The organism is Streptomyces sp. NBC_00038, from assembly GCF_026343635.1.
Taxonomy (GTDB): domain Bacteria; phylum Actinomycetota; class Actinomycetes; order Streptomycetales; family Streptomycetaceae; genus Streptomyces.
This window is the reverse complement of the sequence record NZ_JAPELQ010000001.1, coordinates 8,414,358-8,429,533: the sequence shown is the minus strand read 5'-3', so window position 1 is coordinate 8,429,533 and position 15,176 is coordinate 8,414,358. Positions and strand designations below refer to the sequence as shown.

Below are 15,176 nucleotides of genomic sequence, written 5' to 3'. Positions count from 1 at the left end.
CAGGTGGCAGCAGACACAGCCGAGGCGGTGGAGATGCGTGGTGCGCTGGTACGGCTGCGGCGCATGACAGGACTGCCGGTCGCCTTCGGCGGCCTGGTCGAGTCCGGGCGCCAGCAGGTGCGCATCAGCCAGCTCAGCGGTACGGCGACGCCCGCGCTCAGCGCGCTCGCGGTGTCGTCGGGCAACGGCCTGGGCGGCAAGGCGGTGGCGCTGGCCCGGCCGTGCGCGGTGACCGACTACTCGACCTCGCGGCAGATCAGCCACGAGTACGACGTGGCGGTCGCCACGGAGGGACTGCACTCCGTCCTCGCGGTCCCCGTGGTCGTACGACGCCGGGTGCGCGGTGTGCTGTACGGCGCCCTGCGCACGGCCCAGCCGCTGGGCGACCGCACGCTCGGCGCGGCGGTGGCGGCGGCCCGTGACATGGAACAGGCGCTCGTCGTACGGGACGAGGTGCGGGAGCTGCTGGCCCTCGCGCGGGAACCCGGCCCCGGGGTGGGGGACGCCGCGTGGGAGGAGGTGCGCGAGGCCCACGGGGCGCTGCGCGCGCTGGCGCCGCGGATTCTCGACCCCGCGCTGCGGGGCGAACTCCTCTCCGTCTGCGGGCGGCTGGCCGACGCGGTGTCGCCGGGGCCGGGCTCCCACGACGTGGGCCTGACACCGCGCGAGGTGGACGTCCTGTCCTGTGTCGCGGCCGGCGCGACGAACGCGGGCGCCGCGGAGCGGCTCGGGCTGCGCCCGGAGACCGTGAAGGGATACCTGCGGTCGGCCATGCGCAAGCTGGGCGCCCACACCCGGTGGGAGGCGGTCGTCGCGGCGCGCCGGGCCGGGCTGTTGCCGTAGGTCTGCCGCCGTAGGGGCGTCGACTTCGGGCGTTTCTGGCGATTTCTCATTCAATCGGGAGCGCTCTGAAATGCCTTATACCGAGCCCTTGTTATTTCCCTCACCATCCCGACCGCCCTTAATTCAAAGAGACATTGCCTAATATTGGTCAGGACACGACACACGAGGGGAGCGGTGACCGTGCGAGGGGACTTCAAGGAACCTGCGAGACCCCGCCCCGACCTGGTCATCGGCCGGGAGGAGCTCTTCACCGGGGCGCGTGATCAGCTCTCCGGCGGCGGGAGTGTGCTCGTGCACGGCCCGGCGGGAATAGGAAAGTCGACCGTCCTGCGGGCGTTGGCAGCGGAATACACCGAATCTGCACGAACTGTGTTGCGCTGCTCGGCCACCGAGTCCGAATCCCACCTCCCCTTCCTCGCACTGACCGACCTCCTCGGTCTGGTCGTGGACGAGGTCTCCGCGCAACTGCCCGCCCCGCAGCGCACCGCCCTGGAATCGGCGCTCACCGGCCGCGGCGAATCCACCCTGCAACGCGACGGGCTCGCGCTGCGGCTCGCGGTCCTGTCGGTGTTCCGTTCCCTGGCCACCCAGGGCCCCGTGCTGATCGTCGCCGACGACCTGCAGTGGCTGGACCCGGCCAGCGCCGAACTGCTCGGCTTCGCCGCCCGCCGGCTCGGTGGCATGCCGGTACGGATGCTGTGCGCCGTACGCACCGAAACGGAACCGCCGGGGCAGCAGCACGACCGGTATCTACGCGCGTCCCCACCGGACACCCTCGCCGTGCGGCTCAACCCGCTCACCCGGGCGGACGTCGCCGAACTCCTCGGCCGGCGCGGCTACACCGGCCTGCCCCGCTCGATCGTGCGGGACATCCACCGCACCAGCGGCGGCAACCCGCTCTTCGCGCTGGAACTGGGCCGCGCCCTCGCCGAGAGCCCGACCCCGCCGAGCCCCGGCGAACCCCTGCCGGTGCCGACCTCGCTGAGCGCACTCGTCCTCAGCCGCCTTGAGATGCTCTCCGCGGAAGCCCGCCGCACCCTGCTCGTGGCGAGCGCGGGAGCCCGGCCCACGCTGGCGCTGCTGCACGCCGCGGGGCGCGAGAACGCCGAGGCGGAGACGGCCTCGGCGGCCGCGCTCGGCCTGCTGGCGACGGAGCGCGAGGCCTCTCCGGTCATCCGGTTCGCACATCCCCTGGTCTCCGCCGCCCTCTACGCGGAGGCGACCGCGCAGGAGCGGCGCGCCGCCCATGCCGCGCTGTCCACGGCCGCCTCCGATCCCATCGAGCGGGCCCGGCACCTCGCCCTGGCAGCCACGGGCACGGACCCGGGCGTCGCCGCCCGGCTCGGCGAGGCCGCGGCGGCGGCCCGGGACCGCGGCGCACCCTCGGTCGCCGCCGGGCTCGGGCTGCTGGCTGCCCGGCACACCCCGGCGGACGCCGTGCCCGGCCCGGACGAGCGCAGACTGCAGGCCGCCGAGGACGCGCTCACGGCCGGCGAGACGGACCTCGCCCGGGACATCGCACGCCAGGTACTGGCTCGTGCCACCGCGCCCGCCGACCGGGTGCGGGCCTGGATGGTCGTCATCGACGCGGCCGGGCACTCCATGGCCGAGATCGACGCCGTCTTCCCGCAGGCGCTCGCGGACGCGGGCGACGACCCGCGGCTGCTCGCCCTCGTCCGCTACCAACTGGCCTGGCGCGCCCTGCTGATGGAGGGCGAGATGGCCAAGGCCCGCGAGGAGGCCGCCCGCGCCGCGGGGCTCGCGGCCCGTGCCGGGGACCGGCCCACCGAACTCCTCGCGCTGGGCTTCCAGGCGCAGATGGAGACCCTGATGGGGCACCCGGGCGCCCCGGCGACCATCCAGCGGGCGATGCGCGAGCCGCAGGACCCCCGGGTCGCGTGCGACCACAACGGCGCCGGTGCCGCCCGCTTCCGCTGGCTGATCATGGGCGACCAGCTCGCCGAGGCCCGTACGACCATCACCGCGCTGCTGCGCGAGGTGCGGCGGCGCGGGATGGTCGAGAGCGAGGTGCACTTCCTGCGCGGCCTCGCCGAGACCGAGCTGCGCTCCGGACACTGCGGCCGGGCCCTCGACCTCGCCCGCGAGAGCCTGCGCCTCGCCCGCGACACCGGGATCGGCGAGGCGGCCACCGCGATGTTCACCTCGCTCGCCGAGGCCGCGGGCGGCGACGTGGACCGGGCGCTCGCGCTGGCCCGGGAGGCGGTGGACCGCGCGGAGGAGGACGGCGACTTGATCTACCTCTCGCGTGCCCTCGGCGCCCTCGGCCACGCTCAGCTCGTGGCGGGGGACGCGTCGGCGACGGTCCAGTCCCTGCGGCGCGTACGGGAGTTGGAGGAGGGCCTCGGGGTCACCGATCCCGCACGGGGCCGCTGGCACGGGGATCTCGCCGAGGCGCTGGTGCGGATCGGCGAACCGGTGGAGGCGCAGGACGTCATCGACGCGACGCGGGAACGGGCGCTGCGGCTCGGCCGGGAAAGCGTGCTCGCCGTGCTCGACCGCGCCGAGGCCCTCGTACGCGCCGCACGTGGCGAACAGGGCCCCGCCACCCGGCAGTTGACCGCGGCCCAGGACCGGCTCGGCAAGCTGGGCTACGGCCTCGAGGAGGCGCGGGCCGCGTACGCCCTCGCCGGACTGCGCACCCTGCGGCCAGGGCCCACCTCGTACGACGAGGCGACCCGGCTCTTCCGCCGCTGCCGCGCCCTGCCGTGGCTGCGCCAGGTCGAGACGGCCTCCGCGGCCCACCCGGCCCCGTCGCCCCTCGCGTCCGCCGCGTCCGCCGCGCTCGACTCCCTCGCCTCCGCCGCCCTCGACAGCCTCGCCTCGACGGAACGGCAGGTCGCCGCGCTCGTCATGGAGGGCGCCACGAACCGCGAGATCGCCGCGCGCCTGTTCATCAGTGTGAAGACGGTGGAGGCCACACTGACGCGGGTGTACCGGAAATTGGGTATCCGCTCGCGGGTGGACATAGTCCGGCTGGCGGTCGGGCACCGGCCGGGCTGACGTTCCGTCGTACCGGCCGACGTTCCGTCGTACGGGCTGACGTTCCGTCGCAACCGGGGCGGAGGGGCACCCTCTGCCCCGGTACGGGACCAACCGGACGGAATCACAGGCTAAACCCAGCCGCCGCACAGCAAGGGTTATCCCTCCCCCAACTCCCCTAGGGGCTTCCCTCATTGGGGATGGAGGGGTACCGCTTCTAGCCTGATCCCAGTGCCGCTCGCCCGGGCACACGGCACCGGCCCGCCGGCGCCGTGCAGCACCCCCCACACCCGCGCGTCCCCCACCGGCAATTTCCGAGGAGATCCATGTTCGGGCTCAACCGCGCCAAGAAGACCGCCGCCGCCTGTGTGGCGACCGCTGCCGCCGCGACGGCACTGCTGGGCGCGCCCAGTGCCGTCGCCGCTCCCCAGCCCATCGTCGGCGGCTCGACGACCACCACCACCGCGTACCCGTTCATGATGCAGATCACGGACGCCTCGCAGAACCAGTTCTGCGGCGGCACCCTGGTCTCGGCGACGAAGGTCGTCACCGCCGCCCACTGCATGGTCGGCGAAACCACCAGCAGCGTCCGCGTGGTCGGCGGCCGTACGTACCTCAACGGCACGAACGGCACAGTCAGCAGAGTCAGCAAGATCTGGGTCAACCCCGACTACACGGACGCCACCAACGGCGACGACGTGGCCGTACTGACCTTGTCGACCGCGATGTCGTACACCCCCGCGTCGTACGTCTCCTCCTCGCAGACCAGCGTGTACGCGACCGGCGCCACCGCCCGCATCATCGGCTGGGGCACCACCTCGGCCGGCGGCAGCTCCTCCAACCAGCTGCGGACCGCGACCGTCCCGATCGTCTCCAACACCAGCTGCGCGAGCTCGTACGGCTCCGACTTCATCGCCAGTGACATGGTCTGCGCCGGATACACCTCCGGCGGCGTCGACACCTGCCAGGGCGACAGCGGCGGCCCGCTGATCATCGGCGGCGTCCTGGCAGGCATCACCTCCTGGGGCGAAGGCTGCGCCGAGGCCGGCTACCCGGGTGTCTACACCCGCCTGACGACCTTCTCCAGCCTGGTGACCGCGCAGGTCAACTCGTAACCGACCGGCATTCCAACTCGCGGTCACCGATGAACTCCTGAGTATCCCTCAGGTGCAAGCCGGGGGGCGTTGCGGGCCTCCACGAGCGGCCCGCAACGCCCCCTATCCACTTACCCGCCCGTCGGCGGTTCGGCTTCCCCCACAGCCCGAGCCGCCGACGGGCACACGTCCGTCGGGCTCCTGGTTCTCCTTGACCCCGGCTGCGGGCGGCCTGCTTGAATGGCCCCCATGGTGTCCACGGACCGTTTTCTCGCCTTCGCCGCGATGTCGCTCCTGGTGATCGTCATCCCGGGGCCCAGCGTGCTGTTCGTCATCGGACGGGCGCTCGCGCACGGCCGCCGCACCGCGGTGGCGACGGCCCTTGGCAACGTCGTCGGCTCGTACCTGCTGGTCGTCGCGGTCGCCTTCGGCATCGGTTCGCTGGTCGAACGCTCGGTGACGGTCTACCTGGCGGTGAAGCTGGCCGGTGCCGCGTACCTCGTGTTCCTCGGCGTACAGGCGTTCCGGCACCGCAAGGAGCTGAACGCCTCGGCGATCACGACCCGGGACACCTCCCCGGCCCGCGGAGATCTCCGCACGGTCCTCGACGGCGTACTGGTCGGCGTCACCAACCCCAAGGGCATCGTCTTCTTCGCCGCGGTACTCCCCCAGTTCGTGGACCACTCGGCGGGCCGACTCCCCCTGCAGATGCTCCTGCTGGGCCTGATCCCGATCTCCATCGGCCTCGTCACGGACACCCTGTGGGGCCTCACCGCGTCGGCGGCCCGCACCTGGTTCGCCCGCTCGGACCGACGGCTGTCGCTGATCGGCGGCACGGGCGGGTGCGCGATGATCGGGCTGGGGGTTACGGTCGCGGTCACGGGGCGGGACTGAGCCCCATCGGTGACGGACCGGGGCTGAGGCCCATCGGTGACGGGTTGGGGCCGGGCCCCTACTTGACGACCGTCCCGAAGCGGATGTCATAAGAGGCCGCGGTCGAGCCGGTCATCGTCTCCATCATCCGCTCGGCCTCTCCCACCACCTCTTCACGTCGGCTCTTCGTCAGCGTGTGGAAGAGCTCGATCGTGAGGACCTCCCCCTCCAGCCGCCATACGCCCGTCAGGAAACCGTCGACGAGCAGCACGCAGTAGGCCTGGTTGCCCTTCCACGTCCGGCCCTTGAGGTCGGCGGACCCCAGCCGGGAGCGGTCGGCGTGCGAGAGGAACAGGTTGTCGAACTCGGGGAGGAAGCGCGGCGGGGCCGGGGTGTCGGCGTCCGGGCGAGGCGCGTCCGGGAGGTCGAAGAGCTCGACGCCGTTCTCGTCGCGGAAGGTGAGCAGCTGGGGCCTGAGCCGTTCGAAGGCGTCGCGCAGCCGGGTCAGGCCCGCCCAGGTCTGCATGTCCTTGACGGAGGCGGGCCCGAAGGCGGCGAGGTAGCGCAGGACGGTCGCGTCGGGGGCGGGCGCCGGCTCGGACGGGCGGCCGAGCCAGTGCTCGGCGGTGGTGAGCGTGACCTGGCCGCTCCGGCCCCACAGTCCGCGCGGGGTGACCTGGACGAGCGGCAGCCGGCAGCGGGCGGCGACCGAGAGCGCGAACGGGTCGGCGTCGGGCCACTCGACGAGCAGCGCCTCACGCAACTGCTTCATGGTGCGCGGCTCGGCCTCCACGAGCTCCCGGCTGATCGAGGCGAGCCGGTCCAGGTCGACGCCTTCGAGCCCCTTGCGGAACTGGTGGAGTTCCCGGTCGCGCGCGGCCTGTACGAGCGGGCGCAGGGTGAGGGCGTCGTCGGCGGTGTGGGTGTGGATGGTGGAGCGCATGGTGACGAGGCGTACGACCTCACGGTCGGCCATGAGCTGCGACAACGCCTCGGGGGTGAAGCCCGCCAGCCGGGCGGCGAGCGCGTAGTACGGCGGCTTGACGTTCTGCGCCTGAAGGCCGAGGAGGTGCTCGACGGCCTCCCTGGCACCCAGGGCGGACCGGCTCAGGAGGAGCTGCCGGGCGAGGGTCGCGCGGTTGAGGGCGCGGGGGCCGAGCACGGGTGCCGCAGAGGTCTTCTTCGTCATGCTCCGCACGTTAGCGGGACTTGCGGACAGGTTCTGTCCTCATTTCGCGGAGAATCCCTACCCTGGCGGTGCCACACCCCCGCGCCGAGGACATTTGACCCGTATATCCTGCTCCGTGATCGCAGAGACGTACGTTCGACCGCGTCTGTGCGTCACGCGCCACGTTCATGCTCCACGTCATGCTCCACGTTCGTGCTTCAGGCTCCATGCGACGACAGAGGACAGGGGAGGCAGCCGCGATGTCCGAGCGACGTGCCCGCCCAGCCGCGAAGGGCGCCAAGAAATCCGTCTGGCGACGCGCACTCACCCCACCGGCCCCGCCGTCGGCGCAGCCCCCGGCGCCCCGCCCCGACCCTCCGTCACCGGAACCCGCCGACGCAGGCAGCGTCGTACAGGCGGCGCTCTACCGTGACGGCGTACGCGTCTCGACCCCGAAGTCCCTGTCCGACACCTTCCGTGAGCTGCGCGAGCAGCCGGACGGCATGGCGTGGATCGGCCTGGCCCGCCCGACGGAAACCGAACTCCTCTCTCTGGCCGCCGAGTTCGACCTGCACCCGCTCGCCGTCGAGGACGCGATGGAGGCGCACCAGCGTCCGAAGCTGGAGCGCTACGGCGAGACGCTCTTCGTCGTCCTGAGTGCCGCGCGCTATCTGGACGCGCTGGAGGAGGTCGACTTCGGCGAGCTGCACGTGTTCGTGGGCCCCGACTTCGTGATCACGGTCCGGCACGGCGCGGCGCCGGACCTCTCGGCGGTGCGCCGCCGCATGGAGGACACCCCGGAGCTCCTGAAGCTCGGCCCGGAGGCCGTCCTCTACGCAATCCTCGACTCCGTGGTCGACGGCTACGTCCCGGTCGTGACCGGCGTCCAGACCGACATCGACGAGATCGAGACCGAGGTCTTCCGCGGCGACCCCGCGGTGTCCCGCCGTATCTACGAACTCTCCCGGGAAATGGTCGAGTTCCAGCGCGCCACCCGCCCTCTGGTCGGCATGCTGCACGCCCTCATGGCCGGCTTCGCCAAGTACCGCACCGACGAGGAACTCCAGCGCTACCTCCGCGACGTCGCCGACCACGTCACCCACACCAGCGAACGCGTCGACGGCTTCCGCCAGGCCCTCACCGACATCCTCACCGTCAACGCGACCCTCGTCACCCAGCAACAGAACGCCGAAATGCGTGCGTTGGCGGAGGCGGGCTTCGAACAGAACGAGGAGATCAAGAAGATCTCGTCCTGGGCGGCGATCCTGTTCGCCCCCACACTCGTCGGAACCATCTACGGCATGAACTTCGACAACATGCCCGAGTTGAGCTGGCGGTTCGGATATCCCTTCGCCATCGGCCTGATGGGGGTCGTCTGCGTCAGCCTGTACGTGATCTTCAAGCGGCGGGACTGGCTCTGAGCAACGCCACAAGAGCTGCTGACCTACCAAGAGTTCGTGGCGCGGCGGTGGAGGATCCTCCTGCTTGTCATGCGTGGCCGCATCGCTTCCGCTCGCCGCCCCGAAACCGGCCCGCCGGGACGAGACCGTGCTCGCGGGCGTAGCTCTCCAGCAGCGAGCGCAACTGTCGGCGCCCGCGGTGCAGCCGCGACAGCACCGTGCCGACGGGGGTCCGCATGATGTCGGCGATCTCCCGGACGGTGAAGCCCTCGACGTCGAAGAGGTACACGACGATGCGGAAGTCCTCGGGTATGGCCCGCAGCGCCGCTTCGACCTGCGCGTCGGGCAGGTGGTCGAGCGCCTCGGATTCGGCCGTACGCAGGCCCGTGGACGTGTGCGACTCGGCACGGGCGAGCTGCCAGTCCTCCACCTCCGCCGTGCCGTCGTACTGCGGCCGGCGCCGCCGGCTGCGGCGGGAGTTGAGGAAGGTGGTCGTGAGGATGCGGTACAGCCATGCCTTGAGGTTCGTGCCCTCACGGAACTGATGGAACGAGGTGTACGCCCTGACGTACGTCTCCTGGACGAGGTCCTCGGCGTCGGCCGGATGGCAGGTCATGCGCAGGGCAGCGGAGTAGAGCCGGTCGAGAAACGTCAGGGCCGGTTCGAAGCGGGCCTGCCGCTCCGCGTCGGACCGCGTCCCGTCCTGCTGCCCGCAATGGGGGACGACGGGCGAGTCGGCTACTGCGGAGCGGGGTTGTGTTGTGGTCATGGTGCCTCCTGGGAGGTGCGTCGACGGCCTGCCTTCAGCCGTCGGTCAAGGGAGTTCTTGGCGGCGGCTCATCTGCGCGTCTTCGCGCGGGGCGGGCCGCATCGCAGGAATTACGGTCCGCTGTGGTCGAGCGACAGCCGCGTCGCCTGTCCGGACGGCTCGAGATACGCCGGTACGTCGTGCAGGGCGATGACGACGGTGGTGTCACGCAGGTTCGCGAGGACGCCGAATACGTGTCGGGCGGTTCGGTCGTCCAGGCCCGTGGCCGGTTCGTCGACGATCAGGACCTGCGGATGGCGGGCCAGGGCCCGGCCCAGGTAGACCCGGCGGAGCTCCCCGCCCGAGAGTTGCCTCCCACCGGGGCCGACGGAGGTTGTGGCGGTCAGTCCGCTGTCGTTCAGCCGCAGTTCGGCGAGGAGTTCGTCGATCTCGTCGTCGGTCAGGACGGGGTCGGCGAGGCGCCAGTTGGATCCGAGGGTGCCGGTGAAGAGGTGGTCGTCAGCGGCGACAGCCGCGACGGCGGGCCGGCCGTCGCAGCCTTCGGCCGCTTGCCGCAGCGACGAGGCCAGGGCTCGGAGCAGGGTGCTCTTGCCGCTGCCGGAGCGGCCGGTGACGACGAGCACCGCGCCTCGGGGAACCGTGGCACCGAGGACACGCCCCGGCCGGAGGGCCGTCGGCGGAAGGGCGTAGTCGGCGAAGCCAATGCCCTGTTCGGTGAACCATGACCGTATCTCCGGAACGGTGGTGTCGCTCGCGCTGAGCGGCACGCTTGTTGTGAGCCTGCGGCAGGCGGCCTGCGCGGTGGCTCGGGCTTCGGCGGCGTTCGCCAGTTGCTCCGCCTGGGCCAGCACGCCGAGAGACAGCAGAGCGACGAACACGAACGTGGGGGCATCCGGTGCGCCGCCGGTGGCGGCCGTGGCGGTCACCGTGGCCGTACCGATCAGGCCGGTGGTCAGCGCGGTCCGGTGCCTGCGCCGGCCGGCCCCGTCGCGCGCGGTGTCGAGTCGCGTGAACCTCGCCGTCGTACGCGCCGCCAGTTGCCCGGCGGCGCCGAGCGATGCCAGCTCCGTCCACGCGTCGACGGCGGTGACGAGTTCGGCGCGCAGCGCCTTGCGGGTGTGCTGCTCAGCTTCGAGGGCGGTGCCGGGAGCGCGGTGGGCGATCACCGCCATGATGACGACGCCGGCCGCGAGAACGGCTGCCGGCACGATTGACGTGGACTCCGCGACGCCGAGGACGGCACCGACGGTCAGCGCGGCGGTGACGGCGACGGGGGTTGTCCACCCGATCAGTGCCATCCCGGCGCTGTCGGCGTCGGCCATGCTCCGGTCGAGCAGTTCACCCGACCACAGGCCGTCCGCCTGTGCCCGGTCGGTGGCCGCGGCACGGTCGAAGAGACCGGCCCGAGCGATGGCGACCCGGCGCAGGGCGGCCGCGTGCAGCACCAGACGCTTGCCGTAGTTGCCGGCGACGCGGGCCGTGGCGAAGGCACGCACACCGCCGCTTGGGGCGATGTAGGAGAAGGAGCTGAAGTTGGCCGCCCCGGCGACGGCGCATGCGCTGATGAACCAGCCCGACAGGCCGAGCAGTCCGGCGGAGGACAGTTCGGTGACGACCGCGAGCACCAGCCCGCCGGCCGCGAGGGAACGCGCCTGCCGACCACGGCCGTTCGGGCTACGGCTGCTACTCATCGCCCCTTCACCGGCCTCACGTCGTGCAGGAGGCCGTCGTCGATCGCGAGCACGGTGTCGGCCGCGGCGGCCAGCGGGAGGGAATGAGTGGCGACGATGACGGTGCAGCCGTCGGTGGCCCGCCGCAGGGCCTCGACGACCTCGCGTTCACTGTCCGCGTCGAGGTGGGCGGTCGGCTCGTCGAGCAGCCACAGCCGGGCTCCGCGCAGAAAGGCGCGGGCGATGGCGATCCGGCGGGCTTCGCCGGTCGACACACCCCAACCACCCTCGCCGAGACGGGTGTTCAGCCCCTCGGGGAGGCCCTCGATCACGGCGCTCAGCCCGGCGGCCTCGACGGCCTGCCGGATCCGCTGCTCGGCGGCGTCCGGACGGCCGAGGCGGATGTTGTCGCGGACGGTCGCGTCGAGCAGCACGGTCTGCTGTCCGACCCAGGCGCATCCGCCGAGGGCCGGAGCCCGCCGTACGAACGAGGTCTGCCACCGGACCGAGCCGGCCGACGGCCGACGCAAGCCGGCGATCAGTGACAGCAGTGTGCTCTTACCGGAACCGGAGGCACCGGTGATCGCGGTCCAGGTACCTGGCGCGAAGTCGGCGTCGGCAGTGACGGTGTCCTCGTCGGCGCCGCCGTAGCGGAACCGGACAGCCGTCAGTGACACACCGACCGGCTCGGTCAGCCGCGGACGGACCGCCCCGATCACCTCGGCGGGGGTGTCATTGACGATGTCACGGATGACGCCGACCGCGATCAGGGCGCGTTCCCGCTGATGGAAGGCGGAGGCCCTGGCACGCATGGGGGCGAAGTACATGGGACACACGAGGAGCACCAGCAGACCGGTGAACAGGTCGAGGCGTGGCGCGTGCGGCACCTGCACATAGCCGAGCAGCGAGAGGCCGATGTAGGTGGCGTTCACCGCGATGGAGAACGTGATGACGACGTCCATGATCATCCCGGACAGGAAGGCCCGGCGCAGCACGCTCATCGTCGCCTTGTTCAGCTGCTCGGCGGCCGTGGTCAGGGTTCGACCGCGCCGGCCGACCGCACCGAGCTCGCGCAGCGTCCGCATGCCGCGGAAGCTGTCGAGGACGACGGCGTTCAGGTGCCGGGTCGCGGCCGACTGCCGGTCCACGCCGTGCTGGGCGAACAGTCCTGCCAGGCGCATGTTGAGGGGCAGCAGCGCGGTGCTCAGGACGAGCACGATCGCAGCCGGCCAGTGCACAGCGGCCGTGACCGCCAGTACGGCGATCATCGACAGCGGTGCCGACCGGCTCAGGGGCGCGGTCCGCGCGTGGAAGTCGGCGACGTCGTCGGCCAGATCGACCATCGCCCATGCGGCCTCGGCCGGGCCGGTCTCGCTGATCCGCCCGGCGGTCGGCAGCAGAGCGCCCGTCAACTGCTGCCGCAGGCCGGTCGCGACGGCACGCGCGCCCCGCTCGGCGAGCGTGCCCGCCGTCCAGTCGGCGCCCACCGCCAGCACACTCGTGACGGCGAAGGCCACCAGGCCCCACGTCTCGTGCGCCCTGGCCCGGTCCATCGCTGCCTGGGCCGTCCATGCCAGGGCGCCCCAGCGGGTGATCGTGAACAGCGTCTCCAATGTCCGGAGGGCGCCCGAAAGGTGGAACCAGTGCCGTCCCGGCGCGGCGCACGCGGCGAGCCAGGCGCTGTCGCTCTTCTCGTACATCTCATTCGTCGTCATGAGGGCGCCGCTCGTCGACGATCCACGCGATGCCACCGATCAGAGCGATGGCGATCATGCCCAGTGTGGTCAGCAGCTGCGAGTGGATCTGCGCGTATCCACCGAACATCCCCTGGCAGACGAAGTAGGCGAGCAGGCCCAGCACGGTCCAGACGACCGCGGAGAGCAGACGCATCACAACGCGAACTGGCGTGGGGAGTGAGCTTCGGGCGGTCATGAGTGCGCTCCTGCGGTGTCGAGCTTTCCTGCGAAGGCTCGGTGGGCGAAGACGTTGTAGGCCAGCACCAGCGGCATGTTCAGGCCGATGCCCACGAGGATGAAGACCATCGTGGAGTGCGGGCCGGCCGCGCTGTCGACGGTGAGGCCCGGCGGCAGGAGCACCGGGTAGCGGGCCACGCCCAGGGCGAGGACCACGGACACCGTGGCGGTCACGAGCCCGCCGAGCGGCAGGATGTCCGCCGCCCCGGACCGCCGCTTCCACGGGAACGTGACGAGCGAGGTGGCCGCTCCTCCGGCGGCGAACAGCAGCAGGACGGCGAACGCGAAGGCGCGCCCCGGGCTGTCGAGGTTCAGCGGTGCCGCCGTGGTGTCGACGGTGACGAGGACAAGGACGAGCAGCGCTCCGGCGACCACCGTGGCGACCGCACCCCGTCGTGCCGCCGAATCGCGCAGCCGTCCGGACGACTTGTGCTTGGTGTACGCGTAGCCGAGAGCTGTGTACGCGGCCGTGACAGTGAGCCCCGCCGGCACGCAGAACCAGCTGAACGCCCCGAAGGCCGACCCGGTGTACACGTCATCCCGCAGATGCACTGCCGAGGTCAGTGTGCCCAGGGCGAAGCCCTGCGCGAACGAGGCCAGCAGCGACGCCGCGCCGAAGGCGGTGGTCCAGCGGGGAGCCGGCGGCGCCTGGGACGCCATCTCAACGCTCACACCGCGCACGACGAGGGAGAACAGCATCACGGTCACCGGCAGGTAGGCGTGCGGCAGGATCGTGCCGAAGGCCGGCGGGAAGCCCGCCCAGAGCGCGACGCCGAGCAGGATGAGCCAGGTCTCGTTGCCGTCCCAGCCCACCGCGACGGTCTCAAGCATGTGCCGCCGGTGCGCGGGGTCGCGTTCGAAGAGGGTGGCGACGCCGACTCCGAGGTCGTAGCCGTCCAGCACGACGTACATCAGGAGGCAGACGAGTACGGTCGCCGACCAGAGGGTGGTGGTCATCGCGCCGCCACCTCCCGGGAGCCGAGCGGTGCGGTGTCCGCTGCGCGACGGTCATGGCCGCTGTCCGGCAGGTCCCGCGGTGGAGGTTCGTGTCGCGGGTCGTCGCGTTCCGGGCCGATGCGCATGGTGCGGACGATGTAGGCGACGTAGGCGACCAGCATGATCAGGTAGAGCACGGAGAAGCCGATCACCGAGAACAGGACTTCGCCGGGTGCCAGGTGGGACACCGCGGCCGAGGTGCGGAGCTGACCGAACACGATCCACGGCTGTCGTCCCGCTTCGGCGGTGACCCAGCCTCCGAGGATGGCCAGGATCCCCACCGGTGTCGTCCAGAGGACGAACCGGTGGAAGCGGCGCGCAGTCCACAGGCGGTTGCGCACGCGCAGGACCGTGGCGGCGAACACGGTGCCGAACATCAGGACGGCCGCCAGGAACATGACTCGGAAGCCCCAGAAGGTCGCGGCCATGTCCGGCCGGTCGGCTGCCGGGGTGAGCTTCAGGCCGGGCATGGCCGTCTTGCAGGTGAGGTCCTTGGCTATGTAGCTGCCGAGGCAGGGAATGTCGAGCTCGGCGATGTTCCGCGCGGCTTGCTGGTCCGGTATCGAGAACAGGACGAAGCCGGTGTCGCCGTTGTCCCAGTTGCCCTCGATCGCCTCCAACTTCGAGAGTTGGTACGGCAGTTCATGCCCGGCCACGTTGTCACCGAGGTAGAGCTGGACGGGCATCAGCAGCGCGGCGATCCCGAGCGCGATCGACATCGAGCGGCGGGCGAAGCCCTTCGCGCGCCCCTTGACCAGGTACCAGGCCGAGATCCCTGCGACGAAGAACGCCGCCGAGATCAGAACTGCGGCCAGCATGTGCGGCCAGCGCCAGATGAACGACGGGTTGAAGATGACGCGCATCCAGTCGGTGGGCTCGAACCGGCCGTGGACGACCTTGAATCCGGCCGGCGTCTGCATCCACGAGTTCGCCGCGATGATCCACGTGGACGACAGGACGGTGCCCACCGACACCATCACGGTGGACACGAACATCGTGACCTTGCGAACGCGGCCGTCCCCGTAGAGCAGGACGCCGATGAAGCCCGCCTCGACGAAGAAGGCGGTCACGACCTCCATGCCGATGATCGGTCCGATGATCGGGCCTGTCTTCGCGCCGTACACACCCCAGTTGAGACCCATCTGGAAGGTGATGACGGCTCCGGCGACCACGCCGATCGCGAAGCCGACGGCGAAGATGCGCCGCCAGAACCGGAACATCTGCAGGTAGACCGCCTTACCGGTGCGCCAGTACAGGCCGTAGACGACCGACAGGAAGATCGAGAGTCCGACGGTGATCGCCGGGAAGGTCATGTGGAACATGACGGTGATGGCGAACTGCCATCGCGACAAGTCGAGAAGACTCATCACTGCTCCCTTACGAGAGATTC

General features: G+C 71.3%; 12 protein-coding genes. 5 read left to right on the top strand and 7 right to left on the bottom strand.

Annotation, left to right across the window (positions count from 1 at the left end; translation table 11 throughout):
- Positions 1-3: 3 nt before the first annotated feature.
- The 4 genes from OG219_RS37905 to OG219_RS37890 all read left to right on the top strand — a co-directional run bounded on the left by OG219_RS37905 (position 4) and on the right by OG219_RS37890 (position 5,831).
- A complete protein-coding gene (locus tag OG219_RS37905) occupies positions 4-843 on the top strand; it encodes a response regulator transcription factor (RefSeq protein ID WP_266834361.1) in 840 nt (279 codons plus the stop codon).
- Between the two features lie 174 nt (positions 844-1,017).
- A complete protein-coding gene (locus tag OG219_RS37900; protein ID WP_266834359.1) occupies positions 1,018-3,864 on the top strand; it encodes a helix-turn-helix transcriptional regulator in 2,847 nt (948 codons plus the stop codon).
- Positions 3,865-4,169: 305 nt separating this feature from the next.
- Positions 4,170-4,958: a trypsin-like serine protease gene (locus tag OG219_RS37895; protein ID WP_266834357.1), complete on the top strand. Its 789-nt coding sequence runs from the start codon at positions 4,170-4,172 to the stop codon at positions 4,956-4,958.
- A 228-nt stretch (positions 4,959-5,186) separates the two neighbouring features.
- On the top strand, positions 5,187-5,831 hold the full coding sequence (locus tag OG219_RS37890; protein WP_266834355.1) for a LysE family translocator: 645 nt from the start codon (positions 5,187-5,189) through the stop codon (positions 5,829-5,831).
- A gap of 58 nt (positions 5,832-5,889) precedes the next feature.
- Here OG219_RS37890 and OG219_RS37885 read toward each other — a convergent pair whose 3' ends face one another.
- Positions 5,890-6,999 carry a winged helix DNA-binding domain-containing protein gene (locus OG219_RS37885; protein ID WP_266834353.1) on the bottom strand — a complete coding sequence of 370 codons (1,110 nt, stop codon included), beginning with the start codon at positions 6,997-6,999 and terminating at the stop codon, positions 5,890-5,892.
- Between the two features lie 239 nt (positions 7,000-7,238).
- Here OG219_RS37885 and OG219_RS37880 point away from each other — a divergent pair, with 239 nt between their 5' ends.
- Entirely contained in the window at positions 7,239-8,399 is a 1,161-nt protein-coding gene (locus tag OG219_RS37880) for a magnesium and cobalt transport protein CorA (RefSeq protein WP_266834351.1), read from the top strand.
- 67 nt (positions 8,400-8,466) lie between these two features.
- Here the strand turns inward: OG219_RS37880 and OG219_RS37875 are convergent, their stop codons facing one another.
- From OG219_RS37875 to OG219_RS37850, 6 genes are all read right to left on the bottom strand, one after another.
- On the bottom strand, positions 8,467-9,147 hold the full coding sequence (locus OG219_RS37875) for a sigma-70 family RNA polymerase sigma factor (RefSeq protein ID WP_266834349.1): 681 nt from the start codon (positions 9,145-9,147) through the stop codon (positions 8,467-8,469).
- 110 nt (positions 9,148-9,257) lie between these two features.
- A complete protein-coding gene (locus OG219_RS37870; protein WP_266834347.1) occupies positions 9,258-10,838 on the bottom strand; it encodes an ATP-binding cassette domain-containing protein in 1,581 nt (526 codons plus the stop codon).
- Complete coding sequence (locus OG219_RS37865) at positions 10,835-12,532, bottom strand: ABC transporter ATP-binding protein/permease (protein ID WP_266834345.1); 1,698 nt, start codon at positions 12,530-12,532, stop codon at positions 10,835-10,837. The genes OG219_RS37870 and OG219_RS37865 overlap by 4 nt, the downstream gene beginning before the upstream one ends.
- Complete coding sequence (locus OG219_RS37860) at positions 12,519-12,749, bottom strand: hypothetical protein (RefSeq protein ID WP_266834343.1); 231 nt, start codon at positions 12,747-12,749, stop codon at positions 12,519-12,521. The genes OG219_RS37865 and OG219_RS37860 overlap by 14 nt, the downstream gene beginning before the upstream one ends.
- Positions 12,746-13,747: a cytochrome d ubiquinol oxidase subunit II gene (locus OG219_RS37855; RefSeq protein ID WP_266834341.1), complete on the bottom strand. Its 1,002-nt coding sequence runs from the start codon at positions 13,745-13,747 to the stop codon at positions 12,746-12,748. Before OG219_RS37855 ends, OG219_RS37860 begins: the two co-directional genes overlap by 4 nt.
- Complete coding sequence (locus OG219_RS37850) at positions 13,744-15,153, bottom strand: cytochrome ubiquinol oxidase subunit I (RefSeq protein WP_266834339.1); 1,410 nt, start codon at positions 15,151-15,153, stop codon at positions 13,744-13,746. The genes OG219_RS37855 and OG219_RS37850 overlap by 4 nt, the downstream gene beginning before the upstream one ends.
- Positions 15,154-15,176: the final 23 nt, after the last annotated feature.

Bases quoted from the DNA above. Each gene is read 5' to 3' on its own strand.
- OG219_RS37895 (WP_266834357.1), top strand. From the start codon at position 4,170: ATGTTCGGGCTCAACCGCGCCAAGAAGACCGCCGCCGCCTGTGTGGCG.
- OG219_RS37890 (WP_266834355.1), top strand. From the start codon at position 5,187: ATGGTGTCCACGGACCGTTTTCTCGCCTTCGCCGCGATGTCGCTCCTG.
- OG219_RS37885 (WP_266834353.1), bottom strand. From the start codon at position 6,999: ATGACGAAGAAGACCTCTGCGGCACCCGTGCTCGGCCCCCGCGCCCTC.
- OG219_RS37880 (WP_266834351.1), top strand. From the start codon at position 7,239: ATGTCCGAGCGACGTGCCCGCCCAGCCGCGAAGGGCGCCAAGAAATCC.
- OG219_RS37875 (WP_266834349.1), bottom strand. From the start codon at position 9,147: ATGACCACAACACAACCCCGCTCCGCAGTAGCCGACTCGCCCGTCGTC.
- OG219_RS37870 (WP_266834347.1), bottom strand. From the start codon at position 10,838: ATGAGTAGCAGCCGTAGCCCGAACGGCCGTGGTCGGCAGGCGCGTTCC.
- OG219_RS37865 (WP_266834345.1), bottom strand. From the start codon at position 12,532: ATGACGACGAATGAGATGTACGAGAAGAGCGACAGCGCCTGGCTCGCC.
- OG219_RS37860 (WP_266834343.1), bottom strand. From the start codon at position 12,749: ATGACCGCCCGAAGCTCACTCCCCACGCCAGTTCGCGTTGTGATGCGT.
- OG219_RS37855 (WP_266834341.1), bottom strand. From the start codon at position 13,747: ATGACCACCACCCTCTGGTCGGCGACCGTACTCGTCTGCCTCCTGATG.
- OG219_RS37850 (WP_266834339.1), bottom strand. From the start codon at position 15,153: ATGAGTCTTCTCGACTTGTCGCGATGGCAGTTCGCCATCACCGTCATG.